This is a genomic window from Bacillus sp. Marseille-P3661 (assembly GCF_900240995.1).
Classification (GTDB): Bacteria; Bacillota; Bacilli; order Bacillales; family Bacillaceae_J; genus OESV01.
The window spans coordinates 435,667-455,706 of sequence record NZ_LT965953.1 but is presented as its reverse complement, the minus strand read 5'-3'; the positions used below and the strand labels follow the sequence as shown (position 1 = coordinate 455,706).

Genomic DNA, 20,040 nt, shown 5'->3' with positions numbered 1-20,040 from the left:
CATCAAGAACCCCTCTCTTTTTTCAAGATATCTAATATATAGTCGGCTGTTTCTTCTACTGCCTTGTCGGATACATTGATGATCGGACAGCCAATCCGTTTCATGATTTTTTCAGCGTAATCTAATTCCTCAAGAATACGCTCAAAGCTGGCATAATTTGCTTCTGATGCTAAACCTAAATTCTTTAGACGTTCTTTTCGAATGACATTTAGCTTATCTGGGGAAATAATCAGCCCCACACACCTGTTTCTTGGGATTTTATATAATTCATCAGGTGGCGAAACTTCTGGTACCAATGGGACATTTGCCACTTTATAACGCTTATGTGCTAGATACATAGAAAGTGGAGTTTTAGATGTTCTGGATACACCAACTAACACAATGTCAGCTCGCAGAAGTCCGCGTGGATCTCTGCCATCATCATATTTTACTGCGAATTCAATCGCTTCTATTTTTCTAAAATACTCTTCATCCAGCTGTCTCATCATCTTTGGTTGATAATTTGGTACTTTGTTAAACGTTTTCATAAAAGCTTCTATTAGAGGGTTTAATAAATCAACTACTGTAATATTTTCTTCTTTTGCTCGTCTATCTAAGTATTCCTTTAGTTTAGGCACAACAATTGTATACGCAATAATCGATGGAGTTTGTTTAGCCATCAGTAATAAGTCTTCAATATCATCAAAGTCTTCTACGTAAGCATTTCGTTTCGTTTCAACATATCCAGTATTAAACTGGGTAGCAACTGCTTTTACAACAAGGTCAGCTGTTTCACCAACTGAATCGGACACCACATAAACTATTTCTCTTTCTTCCAACTCGCTCTCACTTCCAATCGTCAATTCTCACCCATCTCAACAAATGCACGTGAAATAGTCGTTTTTGTGACTCTGCCAATCACCTTATAGGCATGATCTTTTGGATCAATATCTTCAACTACTGGTAAAGAATCAATATGATACTCAATCATTCTTTTGGCTGCTTCAAACAGCGTGTCTTCAGGTCTAATCGTAATGATATTTGGCATTCTTGTCATAATCACACTAACAGGTAATTCTTGAAGATTCTGATTCCCCATAGATGCTCTAAGTAAGTCTTTTCTAGAAATAACTCCTGCAAGGTAACCTTTTTCGTCAACTGCATATAAAGTTCCAACATCCACCAAAAAAATCTGAACAATTGCATCGTAAACAGACGCAGATTTTTTTATGACGATTGGGTGTGCTTTATATTCACTGACTAGTTGCTTAGAAATCCAATCAGTCACCTGCTCAAATTCTGCGCCCTTATAATAATAACCAACTCGCGGCCTAGCTTCGAGATTTCCGACCATTGTTAAAATTGCTAAATCGGGACGAAGTGTAGCTCTTGTTAATGAAAGCTTTTCGGCGATGTCTTTACCAGGAATGGGGCCTTCTTTTTTCACAATTTGCAGTATTTCCTCTTGCCGTTTTGTTAGTTTAATAGTTTCCACCACCTCTACTAAAAGATCAATAATGTGTTATATTAATAGTCCTAATTTTTAAATATGTTATACTTATTAATATATAGTATATTATATTTAAATTCAATCCATTAAAATCCCATAATTTTAAAATTTTGTGACAATATTCAAATTTTTTAAAATTTCATTGTCCTTATATGCTAAAAGGGGTTAAATGAGGATACACTCAGTGTAAAAAAGGTGCCTGTCCATAGATGAAACATCTAACGAACTGGGCACCTGATAATATGCATATATTTTATTTCAACAATTGATTCACTTTGTTGATTACTTGCTTAATTTGAGATTCTGAGACATCATAATGTGTTGTAAATCGAACAGTAAAAGGTCCAAATGAAACGGCCAAAATATCATTGCTTTTTAACAGCTCTATAAATTGCTGTGATGATAAGCCCGTATTTTCAGTATTTACCAACACGATATTAGTTTCCACGACATTTTCTAGTCGTAATCCGTTAATTTGTTGTAGACCGTCAGAGAGGAGCTTAGCATTTTGATGATCCTCAGTTAAGCGATCGGTCATTGTTCGTAACGCTACAAGACCTGGAGCGGCAATTATTCCAACCTGCCTTAAACCACCCCCAAGACGTTTTCGCCACTTGCGAGCTTTTTTGATAAAAGTTTCAGAGCCAGCAATGATCGAGCCAACCGGAGCTCCTAATCCTTTAGATAGGCAAAATTGAACTGTATCTGTATAAGCTGCAAATTCCCTTACATTTATTCCAGTTGCTGCTGCCGCATTAAATAAACGAGCTCCATCTAAATGGATAGGAATATTCTGCTTTGACGCAACAGCATGTACTTCCTTCATGTTTGCTAACGGAACAACGGCACCGCCCGCACGATTATGCGTATTCTCAATGCAAATAAGTCCTGTTTCTGGAACATGGATATCACTACTATCACGAATCGCAGCTTCTATATCCCTAGGATCCATCGCACCACGTTCCCCTTTTATTGTCCGTGGCTGTACACCTGCAAAAGCAGAAATAGCTGCACCCTCATAATAAAAGATATGTGATTCTGCCTCTAAAATTATTTCTTGCCCTGATTGACAATGAGTTAGGACAGCAATTTGATTTCCTTGTGTTCCACTTGGTACAAACATAGCTGCCTCTTTACCAAGGATGGTCGCAGCTTCTTTTTCCAAAGTCAACACTGTAGGATCTTCATTATAAACATCATCACCCACTTCTGCTTCAAACGCAGCTTTTCTCATTTCTAGTGTCGGTTTTGTAACTGTATCACTTCTTAAGTCGATCATAGTATCCTCTCCGTTTAGCTAGATTTTAGTGTGTAAAAATTTCCGTCACTATGGCTATGGTTGGTAATTAAAATAGCTGTGCAGCAGGCAACAATACTTTTGTCGGAGTTCAAAACATGTACTTTGTTTCACTATATATTATTCTAGTATACTGTAAATCCCTAACAGATCGAATTATAGTAGTACTTTACAAGAATTGCAATATATATTCACTAAGATTGCTAGTATTAAAACAAAACTCGACAAGTGCCAGGCACTTGTCGAGTTTTAGGGTTTGTTAAAATCTATGATTACATACTTTTATGGAATATTTCTAATACCGTTCTTAAGTCCGCTGCTGGTATTTGACCTGGCGCGGATGCAGCTTTACCAGCACCAAAAGTGAAAGCAGAGCCAAACAGTTCGCCAGCCAATCGGCTAATAACGCCCGTACCACCCATTGACATTGTAATAATCGGTACATCAGGATACTTTAGTTTCATACTATTTGTTGCGTCCAATAACGTAAGGACATCAGCAACAGATGTTGGCATAACAGCTATTTTCGGAATATGGGCACCATATTCATGCATTTTGATTAAACGGCTTACAATTTCTTCTTTTGGAGGTGTTTTTGCAAAATCATGATTAGACATAATAACAAAAACACCATGCTCCTTTGCGGTTGCAACGAGTTTCGTTACTATTTCCTCAGTATTAAACAGCTCCACGTCCACTAAGTCAATGTTTTGTGTACTGATCGCCATTTCATTTAACTGTGTATAGTAAGCATGGCTGATTTCTTTGTTTCCACCTTCCTTGTGGGTTCTAAATGTAAAAAGAATCAGCGTCTTGGTCAAGATGTTTCTTATTTTTTTTAGAGTTATTTGAACTGCATCTAAATCCTCAACATGCTCATACGTATCTACACGCCATTCAACAACATCAGGATTTAAATCATTCACGATCTTAGCTTCCTCAAACAGATCCGATGCTGTTTTGCCTACTAGAGGAACGATGACCTTAGGGATACCTTTTCCAATTGTTAAATTTTTTATTGTTAATGTACTCATATACACCTTCATCCTTTTACTTTTAATAAAAATAACCGCAGCAATTTTTTACTTATGTAAATACATCCTTATGAATATACCGTTCCGATTGAGTTTGTATAAAACTACCCCACATTAATGTTTAGAAACCTTCCTTCAATCATGCAGCTCCCATGCTAATTTCAAAGAGTCTACAATATAGTCAGCGATTTCTTCAACCTCGAGATTGTCCATGCTAACCTTGGAATGGTGTAGTGAATATATTTCCTGCCTTTTATTAAAGAGCTCAAGTATATCATCTAAACTACGTCCCTGCAGCACTGGACGACTATCAATAATTAAACTAATTCTATCCTTCCATGATTCCCATGATAAATCTAAAAAGAAAACAATACAGTTTTGTAAACAAGCATGTCTTATTTCCTCTTGTAGAAATGCGCCGCCACCAACTGAAATAATGCCCAACTTTTTCTTAGATAACGATATAATCAGTTCTTTTTCCTTTTCTCTAAATGCTTTTTCGCCAATTTGCTTAAAAATTTCTGTAGTAGGCATGTTATATTCATTTTCAATCACTTCATCAATATCTATTAAATCACGATACAGTTTTTTAGCAACGACTTTACCGATCGTCGTTTTCCCAGCACCCATAAATCCTATAAATACAATACTCTTTTCTCTTAAAGAAACTTCGCGGTTAAACATTTGTGTCCCTCCCACTTCGGCTACATCATTTATTAATCAGCAACGAAGATTATATATAATTGTTACATTATTTCTGAAGTTAAAAGTTAATAAAGCGCAACAAAAGAGTTTACTATGTAGCCATGGCTAGAAAAAATCATCTAACTTTTTGTTCTATAGCTAAAAAATTATTTCTTAATACACTATTCTTTTCATTATATATCTCCTCGTTTACGTATTAAAGCAATAAATATATTTTATATAGGTATTAAATAATACGAATGATGCCCTTAAAAGTCAAAAATCCTACCAAACTAAATCTGGAATTTGTAACTGTAATCTGAAGAGCCTATTCCTTTTATTAGTACCAATAAATAGCAAATAGTCAACCCTATAAATAAACATTATATATGAATGAACAGAAGTCCTAAGGGCAAACTATTTTTGATAATTTAAACAAAGGAGTTAATGCAAAATGACTCAATCTAAACGACAAGCAGAACGCCAATGGACTAAGAGAAAACAAGCTCAAAATCCGCATGGCAAAGTAAAATCGTTTGAACAATTAGCCAATGAAACAGGCAATAACAACTCCAATCAATAAGTAAAAGGACCGAGGGTAATCGGTCCTTTTTATATTAAACTTCATTGTATTTAATTATGCTAGCGCTACTTTATTAATTCTGTAGCTTGAACCTACATGGTTTTCTGGTAATGCAGCTGTTTTACCAAATAACTTCTCACGATACGTACCTTCTTGGTAATCAGATTGCGTTAACCCTCTTTCTTGCAATATTGGAACAACTAATTCAATAAAGTCTTTCATAGTACCAGGCGCAAGAGCATAGGCAATATTAAAGCCATCAATACCTGTTACCTCAATCCAGCGCTCCATTTCATCTGCGATTTGCTCAGGTGTTCCAATTGAAACAGGACCAAAACCCCCAACACCTGTAGCAATTGCAAGCTCACGAACCGTCCATTTTTTATTTGGACTTGCCTTAGTATAGCCTTCAAGAATGGACTGCATAGCTTGCGTTTCAATATATTTTAGCTCTTGGTCAGGATCATATTGTGAGAAATCAATTCCAGTCCAGCCGCCTAATAATGAAAGAGCCCCTTCATAACTAATATATTGTGTTAACTCCTCATACTTTGCTTGAGCTTCTTCTTCTGTTTTACCGACAATTGGTGTAAATACTGAGAATATTTTAATATCTTCATGGCTGCGCCCTTCCTTATCGGCATCGTCCCTGATCTTCGATACACAGCCCGCCACAATTTCCGGCGTTAATCCTGCAATAAACATACACTCTGCATGCTTAGCTGCAAAAGCTCGGCCTTTTGTAGATGCACCAGCTTGGAATAATACTGGCGTTCTTTGCGGAGAAGGCTCACAAAGATGTCTGCCTTGAACATTAAAATATTTCCCTTTATGATCAATAGCATGAACCTTACTAGGATCAGTAAACACTCGCTTTTCCTTATCTCTTACCGCTGCTCCATCTTCCCAGCTGCCTTCCCACAGCTTATAACAAACCTCTAAATACTCATCCGCAATATTATAGCGCTCGTCATGAGCAATTTGATTTTCTAAGCCAAAAGCTTTCGCCGCACTGTTTAAATATGAGGTTACAATATTCCAAGATACACGACCTTTTGTAATATGATCTAATGTAGACATTCTCCGAGCAAGCTGATATGGATGATCATATGTTACCGCAGCAGTAACCCCAAAGCCTAAATGCTTGGTTGCATGCGACATTGCTGAAATAATTAACATAGGATCATTAACCGGAACTTGCACAGCGTTTTCAATTGCCGCATCTGGTTTACCCTCAAATACATCGTAAATTCCCACGACATCAGCTAAAAATAGTCCATCGATTTTACCCTTTTCCAATAACTGTGCTAATTCCACCCAGTATTCAATGTCATTGTAACGCTGCGATTCATCCTCAGGATGAGCCCACAAACCCGGAGATTGATGACCAACACAATTCATGTCAAATGCATTTAAATAAATACGTTTACCCATTTCATTTTCCTCCTCATTATTTCACATTTTTCAAATAGGAATAGTTGGTTATATAAAAATACAAGCTTTCTTCTTTGACGTTTCTTATCTAAAGCATTTCTGTCATGTATTGTGGAGAAATAAAAAAGCCCCTTCCCTCAAAAACGAGAGAAGAGACTTAGTATCCTAAAAATAAAAGTCCATTCTTCTCATCTTCGGAATTTACAACATTCCTCTGAAATTGGCACCGTGCAAATTGATTGTCGGTTGCCGAGGTTTCGTAGGGTCAGTCCCTCCACCTCTCTTGATAAGAAACAACATTGATTAAGTTTTATGATTATTAAATTACTATAAAAAATTACCAGTGTCAATTGTTTTTTTATAATTTTCATAAAATTCATTTTACTTCAAGAACTTCATTCATCGATAACGACGGTATTAGCAGATCCAATGCGTTTTTTACCCCGATAGGCTAGGCGCAGGAGCTGGACAAATACTCACATAATCTGCCTACCGCTTTAAAAAGTTCAGGATAACCATACCATTTCTAGATTTATAGCTTTATCATCCTGTACTTTCTTCTACAGTGTCCGTTTCCATACTGTATTTTTTTTCTTGTAGTAGTTTTTTTAAATGAGCTTTATTTTTTCTAGAAGAAAGAATATATAGCAAATCTCCTGCCTCAATAGTCGTGTTCCCTTTTGGTGTAATAAGCTGATTATTTCTAATGATTGCATTTACTAAGGAACCTTCTGGAAAAGGAATTTCTAACAATGTCTTGCCTACTATTGCATGGTCTTCCATCATTTCATACTCAAGCATTTCAGCATCGGCCTTACCAAGAGATACGAGCTCTAAAGAATGCATTGGTGTAGCTTTTTCTGGACCTGTTAAGCCAAGCCTTTTTGCTAAATAGGTAATGGTAGAACCGTGGATTAAACAGCTTGTTAATACAACGAAAAATACTACATTAAAAATTAGATTACTTCCTTCCACATTAGCTAAAAGCGGATAGGTTGCAAGTACAATCGGCACAGCTCCTTTTAAGCCGGCCCAAGATAGAAAGACTCGCTCTTTATTAGTATATTTCATCTTAATCGTTGATAAATAAACTGCAATTGGTCTAGCAATTACCATTAAAATAAACGACATCAATAAACCCTTTGTCAGAATATCAACAGTCAACAATTCAGATGGAAATACTAATAAGCCTAAGATCACGAACATTAATATTTGCATCATCCATCCTAAGCCTTCCGAAAACCGGAAGATAGATTGCCTAAAGGCGATTTCCTCTGCATTCCCAATAATTATGCCTGCAATATAAACAGCTAGAAGTCCACTGCCATTTAAGAAAGCTGTAAATCCATAGGTTAGAAGAGCAAACGCAGTGGCAAATACAGGGTAAAGTCCACTTGAATCTAGATTTATACGATTTAAGGAAAAAATGGCCAATCTACCAAAAAAGACACCTAACACTAGGCCGACAATCATCTGTACAAAAAACGTGCCAACCATACTTAAAATACTTGCACTTGGATTTGTAATTAATTCAATTGTTGCAACAGTCAAAAGCACTGCCATCGGGTCGTTTGAACCGGACTCCGCCTCTAAGGTAGCAGCAAGACGTGGCTTGATATTTTGGCCTTTTAAAACAGCAAATACAGCGGCGGCATCAGTAGAGCCCACGATTGCGCCGAAGAGGATTGATTCAAGCCAACCAATATCAAGAATGAATCTAGCGGCAACTGCAACAATTCCTGACGTCAATAGTACGCCAAATGTAGCTAAAGAAAGGGAGGGAACGATAACAGGGCGAACATTTTTCCAGGTGGTCTGCAAGCCGCCTTCAAACAAAATGATAACAAGTGCAGTAATACCAATCATCTGGGCAAGCTGCGCATTATCAAAATATATAATGCCAAGAACATCGCTTCCCATAATGATCCCAACCATCATAAAGAGAATAAGGGATGGGACTCCTAAACGCGACGAAAATTTGGTTGTTAATACACCAACGATAAAAAATGTTGCAGCAAGCAAAATAAATGAGTCTGTTTGGGACATAGAATCAACTCTCTTTCTTTATAGATTTACATCAAGAATAATGGTTTGCAAATGCTTTTCTCCTTGCAAACCAATGTAGTGAATTGTTTCGGAAGGGCTTGAATGCTGTAATCTTTTTTGAATTAATGAAATGGCTATTCCTTTACAATAAGCATGATAGCCGAATGTTTTCCGGAGCGTGTGTGTACCAATTGAACCTTCGATATCTGCTTGTTTTGCAGCTTCATTAATAATTCGGTAGGCCTGTTGTCTTGTGATCGGTTCATTCGTTTTTCTAGACTTAAAAAGGTAATCATCTATGGTAAGACAGCTATCTTGAATCAAGTTTTGGATAGCCTTACGAACATTTTCATTCAAATAAACAGGTGGACTATGATGAATGGTGGATAAAATAAAAGGAGAAATACCACCTGTTTCCGACATGACATCTTTAACATGTATATTTAGCAATTCTTGAAGGCGAATTCCGGTATTAATTCCAAGTAAAAATAAACAATAATCTCTAGATGAACGACTAGATAAATAGTTCTTCATCTCTCTGAGCTGTTTGAAATCCTTAATAGCTTCAACGGTTTTCATCCAATACCCTCCTATGTTACATAACATTATTATATCACAGTATTATGTAACATTGGAATTTTAAATCAAATATTTTTTGAATCTTTTCATAATGTAAAAGGTTGGGAGGAGCTTACATGGGAATACCTGAAATAGCCGCTTAGGTTTAACGATCTAACAACTAGATCAAATAATTTATGATGATAATTTGATTATAATGAGGATCGGGACCTGAGCCTGTTATTACACTAATTAATTTTCCATGAATCCTATCATTTATAAAATAAAAACAGCCCCGTCTACCATAAGTAGCTGGAGCTGCTGTTATTAATGTTAATGCTGTTTTTTATTTTGCTTGATTACTTCTTCGGCACGAGCGCGCAACTCATAATACTCTTCGATCATTTCATGAATTTTTGAAAAGAATTTTCTCATCAAAAAACCCTTCTTTCATTGATTATTAACCTAATTCTGCTCCTTTTGTAATATTTTTACTAATCCCCTAAATGAACAAGAAAACGGAAACAATCCGCAAGAAAGCGCATATCATTGCCAGTTATCTTGTAATTTCATAATTTTTCTCTTTATTAATAGGATTTTCATTTTACTTATGTAAATTAACTACTTAGCAAAGAAATTTTATGAACTTATAAATGCCGATAAGTTTGCAAACACTTATATTTGTAAATCCTTCCACATAGTTGTGCATTTCATATCGTTACCAATTGAAAAAAGGTGTGTAAACATGATTAATATTATCGCTATTGATGAAAACAGGAGAGTTATTGAGGGTGTTTCACTTGCAGACTTATATTCGGATGGGACTATCTGGTTTTGGGTTGATTTTAGCACGCCTACTCCAGAGGAACTTATGGTAATGTCCGATTTTTTTGAATTCCATCCTCTTGCGATTGACGATTGTATCCACCGATTACAAAGGCCGAAACTAGATTATTATGATGATTATACTTTTTTTGTCACTCATTCAATTAAAACAGACTTTACTAAACGGGAAATTAACTTTTTTATGGGAGAGAATTCTATTATTTCTTTTCATCACGAGGAATCGAAGGAAATCGATCTTGTTTGGGATCGTTTAAAATCAACAAAGAAAATAGACCAGTGGGACCACTACTATACGTTTTATCAGATATTAGATAAGATTGTCGACGATTATTTTCCAATCATATACGAGATGGAGGATAAGCTTAATCAATTTGAGGATAATCCTAATAATAAACCAATGGAAATCCTGTTAGACGAGCTATTTGATATTCGCAGCCAATTGTTAACATTAAGACATACAGTAAACCCCATGCGCGACTTGCTATACAGAATGTTAAACTCCCATCATTTACAAGGTATCCTTAATCGCAAAGTATATTTTGCAGATATCTACGATCATCTCCTAAAACTATCTGAAATGGTCGAATCAAATCGTGAAATCACAATGGATATAAGAGACAGCTATATTTCCCTAACGTCACATAAAACAAACAAAATCATGCAAGTTCTTACAATTATCACATCTATCTTTGCGCCACTAACTTTCATAGCAGGCATATACGGAATGAATTTTGAATACATGCCTGAGCTAACTTGGAGGTATGGCTATTTTATAGCACTTGCTATAATGGGGGTTCTCAGCATATCCATGTATATGTGGTTCAAAAAAATGGGCTGGTTTAACTAAAGGCGGAAGTCGATTGGTCAGCCCTGAATGGAAAATGTTCTTTCGGAGGATATGAGGTGTTTTTCCTCATTATCCTACGAAAGGTTATTTTTCCCGAAGGGCTATCGACTGGAGCTAGATAAACTAGAAATGCGGAAGCGCCTTGGTCAGCCCCGACAGGCAAGCATTGCCTACTAATTTGCGTCTTTTAAAGCTATCTTCCTTTTACATGCTGGACTAGTATTACAAGTAAAACGGCAGTCTTTATTCAGGCTGCCTAGTTTAAATGTTTTTCTTTTTCCCCTAAGCCTACCACCGTACTTCTTCCGAAGAACCATCTGAAGAATAAAGGAACTATAAATAAAATAAAAAGGATACGAAAAAGCTGATAAGCCGTTACAATTGATACATCAGCATTAACTGCATGAGCTGTTACCCCCATCTCAGGTAAACCACCTGGTGCTATACTTAAAAAGGCTGTGCTAAGGCTCATAGGATGAATCAAGGTCAAAATATATGAAACAACAAAAGAAAAAAATACAATGATGACACCAGCTACTATTGAATATGGTAGCAGAGCTTTCCAATTACCAAGTGCGTGAAACTTAATACCTAACCCTAAATAAACGCCCATACAAAATTGCGCAAGAATAATCATTGTTTGTGGAAGGTGGGGTGGATTCCAGCCAGTTACAGTTAATATCGCTGATGTAAGTAATGGTCCAACAATCCATGGGGTCGGAAATTTAAATTTCACAGCTAAACTAGCGACAATTAACAAAATAATAAGAACTAACATACCATTTGCTAATGTTAGCTGCGTAAAGCTCCCTGATTCTATAGGCTTTGTAACCTGAACGATTTCATTACCTGCACTATGAAAGACAATCGTCGGCACCAAAAAAATGACAGCTAACATCCGAATCGTTTGCATAAAAGTAACAATTGTCTGATCGGCTCCCTTTATTTCTTCACTTAATAACACCATTTGCGTTAAACCACCCGGTGTTGTTCCCATTACACTGCTAGGCAAGTTAATATCCGTAATTTTTGCGACAAAAAAAGCTACTGCTAAACACAAACCAATCATTGCTACGGTTGAAAGGAACATAGATGGTAATTGCGTTATAATTCTCCTCCCACTTTCTACTGTAAAAGATAATCCCATACTATAGCCTAAAAGTAATTGTCCTGAATTCCTGAAACTTATCGGCCAATTTAAGCTGCGTTTTGTAAACGTTTGGTATAACAATACACTAGTCAATGGACCAAGCATCCACGCTAGCGGAAGATCTAGTAAGTTAAACACTACTCCTCCTACGATCCCGATAAATATCGTTTCTATGATTGAAGCGATTGTCACAACAGTTTTCCCAACTTTTTCATTTCCAAAGTCGAACACACATAACCCTTCCTTCTGTGTACACGATACAGCCACTTTAAAAAACAAGTAACTGTATCTATAGGCAACAAATCCTTATTCACTACTTTTGATAGATTACAAACGTACTATACGGTTATAGCGTAAACTATTATCTGAAAGCTGTAAATGATTCGGCATTACTTCTTTGTTTGTATATTTTAGCTGTAAAACATATAATTTCAATGTTTCCATTGGTATAATAGTTATGGGAAATAGTAGATTTAATACAATATAGGCCCAAATAAGGAAAGGGGTGGGAGTACATGAACACAAACTTCTCATTCATCAAAGGAATACTCGTTGGTGTGATTGGTACAACAATACTCATTTCATCCATATCATCTGTAGATGCGGTTACTCCTTACTATAAAAGCATTAAAGCGCTTGTTTCTTCTATTAATATAGTAGTTGATGGACATAAAATCGAGCAAAACGTACAACCTTTACTCATTGATAATACAACTTATTTACCATTACGGGCAATTGGAGAAACTTTGAGTAAGGAAGTTAGCTGGGATGAATCAACTAATACTATTTTTATAGGTAATCAGGAAGAAGGCTCCTACCGGCCATCGATAGGTTTATCACAATTAAAACCTCTTCATGGCGAAACCTATTTAAATGTGGGCTATGGTGGAGAAAGCTACTTAAGATCACCTAAAGATGGGGGCAGAATCACTTTATTCAAACAAAACTATTATCCAGCCGATACTATTGCCTTTCTTAATAGCAGCTCAGTCACTTATCATTTATTTGATAATAAATATAATCGTATTTATGGCTTGGCTGGCGTTGATGACTCTAACAACAATGATCAAGGTGTTGGAATCATAAGATTTTATGGTGATGGAATTGAAATTGCTAGTATTAAAACTGGAACCAAAAAAGCCCCGCCAGTTCCATTTGACATTGATATTAGCGGTATTGAAAAGCTTGAAATTAAAAATATAAAGGCAGAAGGTACGGCATCTAGAGTAGCCTTGGTTGAAGTTATCTTAGATGCTGTTCAAAACTAAGTGGAATCAAAGAAATTAACAATTATGCATTTCGCACAAACTTAGAGAGGAGTTTTTCAACATGTTGAGAAAAATATTGGTCATACTATGCTTTTCGATGATGTTATTACCTATCATTGGAAATGCTGAAGCCCTTTACAATCAGGAGGACGGCCATCATTACTTTTTTGATAAATCTAGTGGCTTTTATATTCGCTTAGATACTCCAAGCCAAAATAATATTAGTACAAACTTTTTGGAGGAAGTAAAATTCACCGTTCTTTGGTACAATCGCGAAAATAGTAAACCTAATTTCGGCTATAACGGTATAGCTTATGGAGTAATGGATGTAAGTTATGCAGGTAAAAGTCCATACTTAAAAATCACAAGGGAACGATATAATCATGTATATACCATCCATGACCTTGATACACAATTAACTAAAACAACAACAGGTTACAAAATCCCAATTGAAATTAAAAACTATGACCCTAAAGATAAGTCAATTCAAAACTTTAAAGGGGAAAGTGGCAAGATTGATATTGAATTAAACTACTTTAATGTTGATCACTCGAACGCTAAGTATTATGTTAATTTTAAAGATGGAGCAGATATGAAAATGTTTGGGGACAAGCTTATGCTGCGTTTTCCAAAAAACAGTTATATTGCTGATAATAGCTTAATAGCACCTATCATGCTTGATCAAAGACTAATCGTTAATGTTAATGAAAAGCCACAACCATCCAATGAGTATGTTTTTCTCAGTCAGCAATTTACCATCGATGATTCGAATGGAAGTTTATTTGCTCAACCTAGTACGTGGGGAGATATAACAATAGCGTATGATGGCGTGGTACCAAAAGCAATGGAAGGCTATAATCTTACTGTTCTAAAAAATAATTACGGTGCTTGGACACCCATTGGTGGAGTTGTAAATAGCGCAAACAAAACTGTTACAGCTGCCTTAGATGGATTTGGTACATATGCAATTGGGCTTGTATATAAAGACTATGGTTTAAAGCAGCATCCCGCTAAGAAGGAAATACTGGGGCTTGCTTATAAAGGCATTATCAAACCCGACGTTAACCAAAGCGACAAAGCTCTATTAACCAAATTAGACAAGCCGATCGACCGATTTACATTTACTGTTTTATTATCTAGAGCATTAGGTTTTCAACCACTGGATTATACAGGTGTATTTTCTGATATACAAGAACTGAACTATAGCCAGGATGAATTAGGTTACTTAATGGCAGGTGTAATGAACGGACTTGTTTACGGAAAGGAGTCTAGTATTCCTGGTTATTTGGTAATGGATCCAACTAAACAGTTAACTCGTGAAGAGGCAGTAGCATTTTTAGCACGTGGTATTGAATTAGGCTCTACTGCTACCGATACTAAAAAGAAGAAAATTGTTAAGAAAAAGAAAAATGAAGTGGAACTAACGCCTAAGCAGCAATTACAACAAATTTATAAAGATGGTAATGCTATATCAGATTGGGCTGCAACCGCCGTACTTGCTGTTACAAATGAGAAGATTCTAGATTCGACAACTCGTTTCAATCCAAAAGGGAAGCTTACAAACGCTGAAGCGATGACCATGATTTATAACTTAATGGCAGCTAAAAATTTAAAATAGCTTTGGAAAGAGGGATTAAGCATTGTTGCTAATCTCTCTTTTTTATTTTTCAGAATTTTATCAGTTTATAGCATCTATTTTCTTTAACCACGGTGGAAATTATGTAAAATTTATCAATTTCTTGGTGTTTTTTGTTGGAAAATGAAACCAAATCTAGTAGAATGACGTCTGTATAGTGTTGGCTTTTAAATCTATTAATTTATTTTAAGGAGGAAATAGTAATATGCGATTTATCAAGAAACCAATTGCTGCTTTGTCAGCTGGAGTTCTTATCTCTGGTATTTTATTTACACATAGTGTGGATGCATCACAAGCAAGAAAATCCTTAGATGCCCATTATAACAATATTAAGATCATGAATAATAATCAACTCGTAAGTGTCGAGCCTAGTGATGAACCGTTTATCGTAAATGGAACCACGTTTATTCCACTTCGAATGATGGGGGAACTTTTTAATAAGAGTGTAATTTGGGATGGTGTTACACAAACAATTAAAATTGCAGATAACTCTACCCCGATCAGTCAAGCTACTATTGATTCGTTAAAAGCGCAAATCTCTGCAAAGGATGCACAAATTTTAAAGCTTCAAACCGAGCTTAATAATTTAAAAGGAAAAGAAGTTGATCTAGGTGATCTAGAAGATCAACTAAATGATGATTATGGAGATTATGATGATATTGACGATGTTGAGATCTTTTTAGCAGGTGATGAGGATTTAATTGATATTCGAATTGATGTTGATTCTCGTGATTGGGATGATTTATCTGATAGCGAAAAAGAAGATTTTCTTCAGGAAATCGTCGATGATATTTTAGATGATTATGAGGATGCTGAAATTGAAGGCACTATTAAGGATGGCTATAATTCTGATACACTTGCAACCTTCGAATCTAATTCAGATGGCGACATTGAGTTTGAAAACACCGGAGTTGATTTAGATGACTTAGAGGATCAGTTAAATGATGACTATGAAGATTTCCGCGACTTAGATGATGTCGCCATCTCATTAAGCGGTGATGAAGAAGATATTGATATCACTATTGAGGTAGATAAAGCAGATTGGGACACGTTAGATGAGGATGAAAAGCTAGATTTCCTTCAAGATATTGTTGATGATATGTTAGACGAATTTGAGGATGCATTCATTGATGGAAGAATTAATGACAGTGATAACGCCAGTCGCTTAGATACATTTTATGCTGACGGCGAAGACGATGGAGATGTAACGATTGATTAATAGTTTATATTTATAAACCCACCTAAGTTGGTGGGTTTTATTTTATATGAAAAATTTTCTTGTAAATATAGCAGTTAGCTCATACTATTAATTTGAAGTGAATACTATATTTGAATGGGGATGCAAATATGCTTATTAAGTCTCGCTACGAACCAAAGGAACTAAAGATTCTAAGAGCTTTAAAGAATCGAATGGATTTATCAGCATCTGACTTAAATTATTACCAAAACCTCGACAAAGGCTTTAAAGGTGAATTGGCATTTGATGAAAGATTGAAGAATCTTTCCGATGACTGGCTGATTTTAAATGATTTACTACTTGAACAAAACAAAACCCACTTTCAGGTCGACACATTATTGATTTCGCAGGACACGAACTATTTGTTTGAAATCAAATACTTTGACGTAGACCTTTATATCGAAGATGATCGTTGGTATACTGTAGCCACAACTGAAATCAAAAATCCGATCAACCAATTGAGCCGCACTGAGTCGTTATTGCGTCGCCAATTACAAAACTTAGGGCTGCACGCCCCTATTGAGTCGTACGTTGTCTTAATGAATCCGGAGTCCTATATATACAAAGCCCCTCGTAACTTACCAATTATTTTCCCTGCACATCTAGGTCGTTTATTGAACAAGCTACACACGAAATCTTCAAAGCTAAACGCTAAACATTTAAAATTAGCAAACCAACTTGTATCTCTTCACATAAAAGAATCACTTTATACTAACATACCGCCCTATACTTATGAGCAACTAGAGAAAGGAATATCTTGCTTGTCTTGTGACTCGTTTAAGCTCACCGTAGTAGATGAAAAGCTACTATGCAATGTATGTGGCAACAAAGAATTAGTAACACCAGCAATTTTACGAAATGTTGAGGAATTTCAGTACCTATTCCCTGATAGAAAAATTACCACAAACACAATACACGAATGGTGCAAGGTAATTGGTTCAAAGAAGACGATTCGTAGGGTCCTAGCCAATAATTTTAAGCTATTGAATAAAGGACGTTCTTCTTATTATGTCAAGATGTAGCGAGCGATAAAATCCTGTAAGTTATAAACTACGGCACATATATATTAATATAGTATTTGTTAGCGCTTGGGTTTACGTACTGATGGGCACGATTAGTTGCTTTTCGTTACCTTCGTACCTTGATTTTCGCTCTGACGGGCACGATTAGTTGCTTTTCGTTACCTTCACGCCTGGATTTTCGCTCTGATGGGCACGATTAGATGTTTTTCGTTTCCGGCGTGCCTGGATTTTCGCTCTGACGGGCACGATTAGCTGCTATTCGTTACCTTCGTGCCTTGATTTTCGCTCTGACGGGCACGATTAGATGTTTTTCGTTACCTTCGTGCCTTGATTTTCGCTCTGACGGGCACGATTAGATGTTTTTCGTTACCTTCGTGCCTTGATTTTCGCTCTGACGGGCATAATTAGCTGCTATTCGTTACCTTCGTGCCTTGATTTTCGCTCTGACGGGCACGATTAGATGTTTTTCGTTACCTTCACGACTGGGTTTTCGCTCTGACAGGCACAATTAGCTGTTATTCGTTACCTTCGTGCCTTGATTTTCGCTCTGACGGGCACGATTAGATGTTTTTCGTTACCTTCATTAGATGTTTTTCGTTACCTTCACGACTGGGTTTTCGCTCTGACAGGCACAATTAGGTGTTATTCGTTACCTTCGTGCCTTGATTTTCGCTCTGACGGGCACGATTAGATGTTTTTCGTTACCTTCGTGCCTTGATTTTCGCTCTGACGGGCACGATTAGATGTTATTCGTTACCTTCGTGCCTTGATTTTCGCTCTGACGGGCATAATTAGCTGCTATTCGTTACCTTCGTGCCTTGATTTTCGCTCTGACGGGCACGATTAGATGTTATTCGTTACCTTCGTACCTTGATTTTCGCTCTGACGGGCACGATTAAATGTTATTCGTTACCTTCGTACCTTGATTTTCGCTCTGACGGGCACGATTAGATGTTTTTCGTTACCTTCGTGCCTTGATTTTCGCTCTGACGGGCATGATTAGCTGCTATTCGTTACCTTCGTGCCTTGATTTTCGCTCTGACGGGCACGATTAGATGTTTTTCGTTACCGGCGCGCCTTGATTTTCACTCTGACGGGCACAATTAGCTGCTTTTCATTACCGCTACTGCTAGATTTTCGTGTGCATGGGCACGATTAGACACTGAACCCATCGTTATTATTAGTTAATGGAAAGTCTTTACTTTTTTCGTTACCTTCACGCCTTGATTTTCACTCTGACGGGCATGATTAGCTGCTTTTCATTACCGCTACTGCTAGATTTTCGTGTGCATGGGCACGATTAGACACTGACCCCATCGTTATCATTAGTTAATGGGAAATCTTTGCTTTTTTCGCTACCGTTACGCCTTGATTTTCGCTCTAACGGGCACGATTAGATGATTTTCTTTACCTTACGCCTAGATTTTCGCTCTGACGGGGCATAATAGAAACCAAAAAAAGAAGCTGCCCCCACAGCTTCTCACCAAAACCCAAAACCCAATTCCCACATACTCTCTTTAATGCTAGCACTTAACTTCTGCATTTTTACGAACATAGAAATACCAACAAACTACTAAACTCACAGCATAATAAGCTAAGAATAAATATAAAGCCAAATGTCCACTTCCTGTTGTGTCAATTGACCAACCGAAAATTTTCGGAATTAAGAATGCACCATACGCTGCAATGGCTGCAATAAATCCTAATACTGGCGCAGACAGCTTGGCCTTTTCTCCAGTAAAGATAAATGGTACCATTTGGAATGTTGAACCATTCGCGATACCAGTTGCTAAGAACACGATGATAAACATTAACAAGAATCCTACAAAACTTCCGGCATTCAAGAAGAAGATTACACCGATAGTTGCAGCTATCATTAATACTGTTGAGTAAAATGTTACTTTTGCGCCACTGCCGATTTTATCTGATAAAAAGCCACCTACTGGTCTGAAAGATGCACCGATTAATGGCCCAAGGAACGCTAAAGCTGCGCCGCCACTCTCAGGAAATGATGCATTGATTAATAACGGAAAGGCTGCTGCATAACCAATAAATGAACCAAAACACATTGTGTAAAGCCATGCCATAATCCACATATGCTTTTCTTTGAATATTGCAGATTGTTCTTTAAACGATTGCTTAGCTCCTGGTAGATTATCCATTCCGAAAAACGCAACCACCGTTAAAATAATGATCGGTACAACCCATACAAATGCTGCATTTTGAATAAATACTTCTGAGCCATTTGCCATTTGTTGTGAACCGCCAGTCATCATACCTAACCATGGTACGGTGATAATAACTGGTGTTACGAATTGGACAATACTTACACCTAAATTTCCAAGTCCACCGTTGATGCCGTTAGCTGTCCCTTTTTCTTTTTTAGGAAAAAATGGACTAATGTTTGCCATTGAAGAAGAGAAATTACCTCCACCAATACCACAAAGTGCAGCTAAAATTGCCATTGTCATAAAAGATGTTTCTGGGTTTTGTACGGCGATACCAATTCCGATTGCTGGAACTAATAAAAATCCAGTACTAATAACTGTCCAGTTACGACCACCGATCATCCCAGGCATAAATGTAAAGAATATTCTTGCTGTTGCCCCCACTAAACCTGGTAATGCAGCTAACGTAAATAATTCGTCTTTTGAAAAATTAAACCCAACATCATTTAAGCGTACAGCCACGACTGACCATATTTGCCAGATGATAAACGCAAGCATTAATGCAAATACTGAAATCCATAAGTTGCGTTTTGCATGTCTTTTTCCTTCTGTTTCCCAAAAATGCGTATCTTCAGGATTCCATTGTGTAATACGTGCCATCGTTGAAACCTCCAATTAACTAAATCTATTTTTTTAAATAACTTTTCACTTATTTGCTGTTTTTCTATATGATTAGGTTAA

16 protein-coding genes and 1 riboswitch are annotated in these 20,040 nt (G+C 36.7%); of the genes, 6 read left to right on the top strand and 10 right to left on the bottom strand.

The features are described from left to right. Nucleotides 1-2: 2 nt before the first annotated feature. The 5 genes from C1724_RS02080 to C1724_RS02060 all read right to left on the bottom strand — a co-directional run bounded on the left by C1724_RS02080 (nt 3) and on the right by C1724_RS02060 (nt 4,504). Nucleotides 3-818 carry a pyruvate, water dikinase regulatory protein gene (locus tag C1724_RS02080; RefSeq protein ID WP_102346700.1) on the bottom strand — a complete coding sequence of 272 codons (816 nt, stop codon included), beginning with the start codon at nt 816-818 and terminating at the stop codon, nt 3-5. Between the two features lie 20 nt (nt 819-838). Continuing rightward, complete coding sequence (locus C1724_RS02075) at nt 839-1,474, bottom strand: helix-turn-helix transcriptional regulator (RefSeq protein ID WP_102345092.1); 636 nt, start codon at nt 1,472-1,474, stop codon at nt 839-841. A 268-nt stretch (nt 1,475-1,742) separates the two neighbouring features. Next, nucleotides 1,743-2,768 (bottom strand): low-specificity L-threonine aldolase, encoded by a 1,026-nt coding sequence (ltaE, locus tag C1724_RS02070; RefSeq protein ID WP_102345091.1) that lies wholly within the window; start codon nt 2,766-2,768, stop codon nt 1,743-1,745. A gap of 290 nt (nt 2,769-3,058) precedes the next feature. Then, nucleotides 3,059-3,820 carry a type I 3-dehydroquinate dehydratase gene (aroD, locus tag C1724_RS02065; protein ID WP_102345090.1) on the bottom strand — a complete coding sequence of 254 codons (762 nt, stop codon included), beginning with the start codon at nt 3,818-3,820 and terminating at the stop codon, nt 3,059-3,061. Nucleotides 3,821-3,955: 135 nt separating this feature from the next. After that, complete coding sequence (locus tag C1724_RS02060; RefSeq protein ID WP_102345089.1) at nt 3,956-4,504, bottom strand: shikimate kinase; 549 nt, start codon at nt 4,502-4,504, stop codon at nt 3,956-3,958. Between the two features lie 454 nt (nt 4,505-4,958). Between C1724_RS02060 and C1724_RS25890 the strand changes: the two genes are divergently transcribed. Continuing rightward, nucleotides 4,959-5,087: a DUF6254 family protein gene (locus C1724_RS25890; protein ID WP_219723252.1), complete on the top strand. Its 129-nt coding sequence runs from the start codon at nt 4,959-4,961 to the stop codon at nt 5,085-5,087. A 54-nt stretch (nt 5,088-5,141) separates the two neighbouring features. On the opposite strand, the gene C1724_RS02055 is transcribed toward C1724_RS25890, so the two are convergent. The 3 genes from C1724_RS02055 to C1724_RS02045 form a co-directional block, all read right to left on the bottom strand. Next, on the bottom strand, nt 5,142-6,521 hold the full coding sequence (locus C1724_RS02055; protein ID WP_102345088.1) for an LLM class flavin-dependent oxidoreductase: 1,380 nt from the start codon (nt 6,519-6,521) through the stop codon (nt 5,142-5,144). Between the two features lie 185 nt (nt 6,522-6,706). Further along, nucleotides 6,707-6,814, bottom strand: a riboswitch (SAM riboswitch). 250 nt (nt 6,815-7,064) lie between these two features. Beyond that, the gene (locus tag C1724_RS02050) at nt 7,065-8,567 is read right to left on the bottom strand and encodes a potassium/proton antiporter (protein ID WP_102345087.1); all 1,503 of its coding nucleotides are present in this window, start codon (nt 8,565-8,567) and stop codon (nt 7,065-7,067) included. 18 nt (nt 8,568-8,585) lie between these two features. Further along, the gene (locus C1724_RS02045; protein ID WP_102345086.1) at nt 8,586-9,146 is read right to left on the bottom strand and encodes a tyrosine-type recombinase/integrase; all 561 of its coding nucleotides are present in this window, start codon (nt 9,144-9,146) and stop codon (nt 8,586-8,588) included. A 724-nt stretch (nt 9,147-9,870) separates the two neighbouring features. Between C1724_RS02045 and corA the strand changes: the two genes are divergently transcribed. Continuing rightward, nucleotides 9,871-10,818 carry a magnesium/cobalt transporter CorA gene (gene corA, locus C1724_RS02040; protein ID WP_102345085.1) on the top strand — a complete coding sequence of 316 codons (948 nt, stop codon included), beginning with the start codon at nt 9,871-9,873 and terminating at the stop codon, nt 10,816-10,818. A gap of 256 nt (nt 10,819-11,074) precedes the next feature. On the opposite strand, the gene C1724_RS02035 is transcribed toward corA, so the two are convergent. After that, nucleotides 11,075-12,199, bottom strand: a complete 1,125-nt coding sequence (locus C1724_RS02035; RefSeq protein WP_180994096.1) for an AbrB family transcriptional regulator — start codon at nt 12,197-12,199, stop codon at nt 11,075-11,077. 284 nt (nt 12,200-12,483) lie between these two features. On the opposite strand from C1724_RS02035, the gene C1724_RS02030 reads away from it, so the two are divergent. From C1724_RS02030 to C1724_RS02015, 4 genes are all read left to right on the top strand, one after another. Beyond that, complete coding sequence (locus C1724_RS02030) at nt 12,484-13,236, top strand: stalk domain-containing protein (RefSeq protein WP_102345083.1); 753 nt, start codon at nt 12,484-12,486, stop codon at nt 13,234-13,236. A 61-nt stretch (nt 13,237-13,297) separates the two neighbouring features. Next, the gene (locus C1724_RS02025; RefSeq protein ID WP_102345082.1) at nt 13,298-14,854 is read left to right on the top strand and encodes an S-layer protein; all 1,557 of its coding nucleotides are present in this window, start codon (nt 13,298-13,300) and stop codon (nt 14,852-14,854) included. 223 nt (nt 14,855-15,077) lie between these two features. After that, on the top strand, nt 15,078-16,091 hold the full coding sequence (locus C1724_RS02020; RefSeq protein ID WP_102345081.1) for a stalk domain-containing protein: 1,014 nt from the start codon (nt 15,078-15,080) through the stop codon (nt 16,089-16,091). A 128-nt stretch (nt 16,092-16,219) separates the two neighbouring features. Next, nucleotides 16,220-17,131, top strand: coding sequence for a nuclease-related domain-containing protein (locus C1724_RS02015; protein WP_102345080.1), 912 nt, complete (start codon nt 16,220-16,222; stop codon nt 17,129-17,131). Nucleotides 17,132-18,654: 1,523 nt separating this feature from the next. Here the strand turns inward: C1724_RS02015 and C1724_RS02010 are convergent. Continuing rightward, nucleotides 18,655-19,959 (bottom strand): MFS transporter, encoded by a 1,305-nt coding sequence (locus C1724_RS02010; RefSeq protein WP_102345079.1) that lies wholly within the window; start codon nt 19,957-19,959, stop codon nt 18,655-18,657. Between the last annotated feature and the right edge of the window lie 81 nt (nt 19,960-20,040).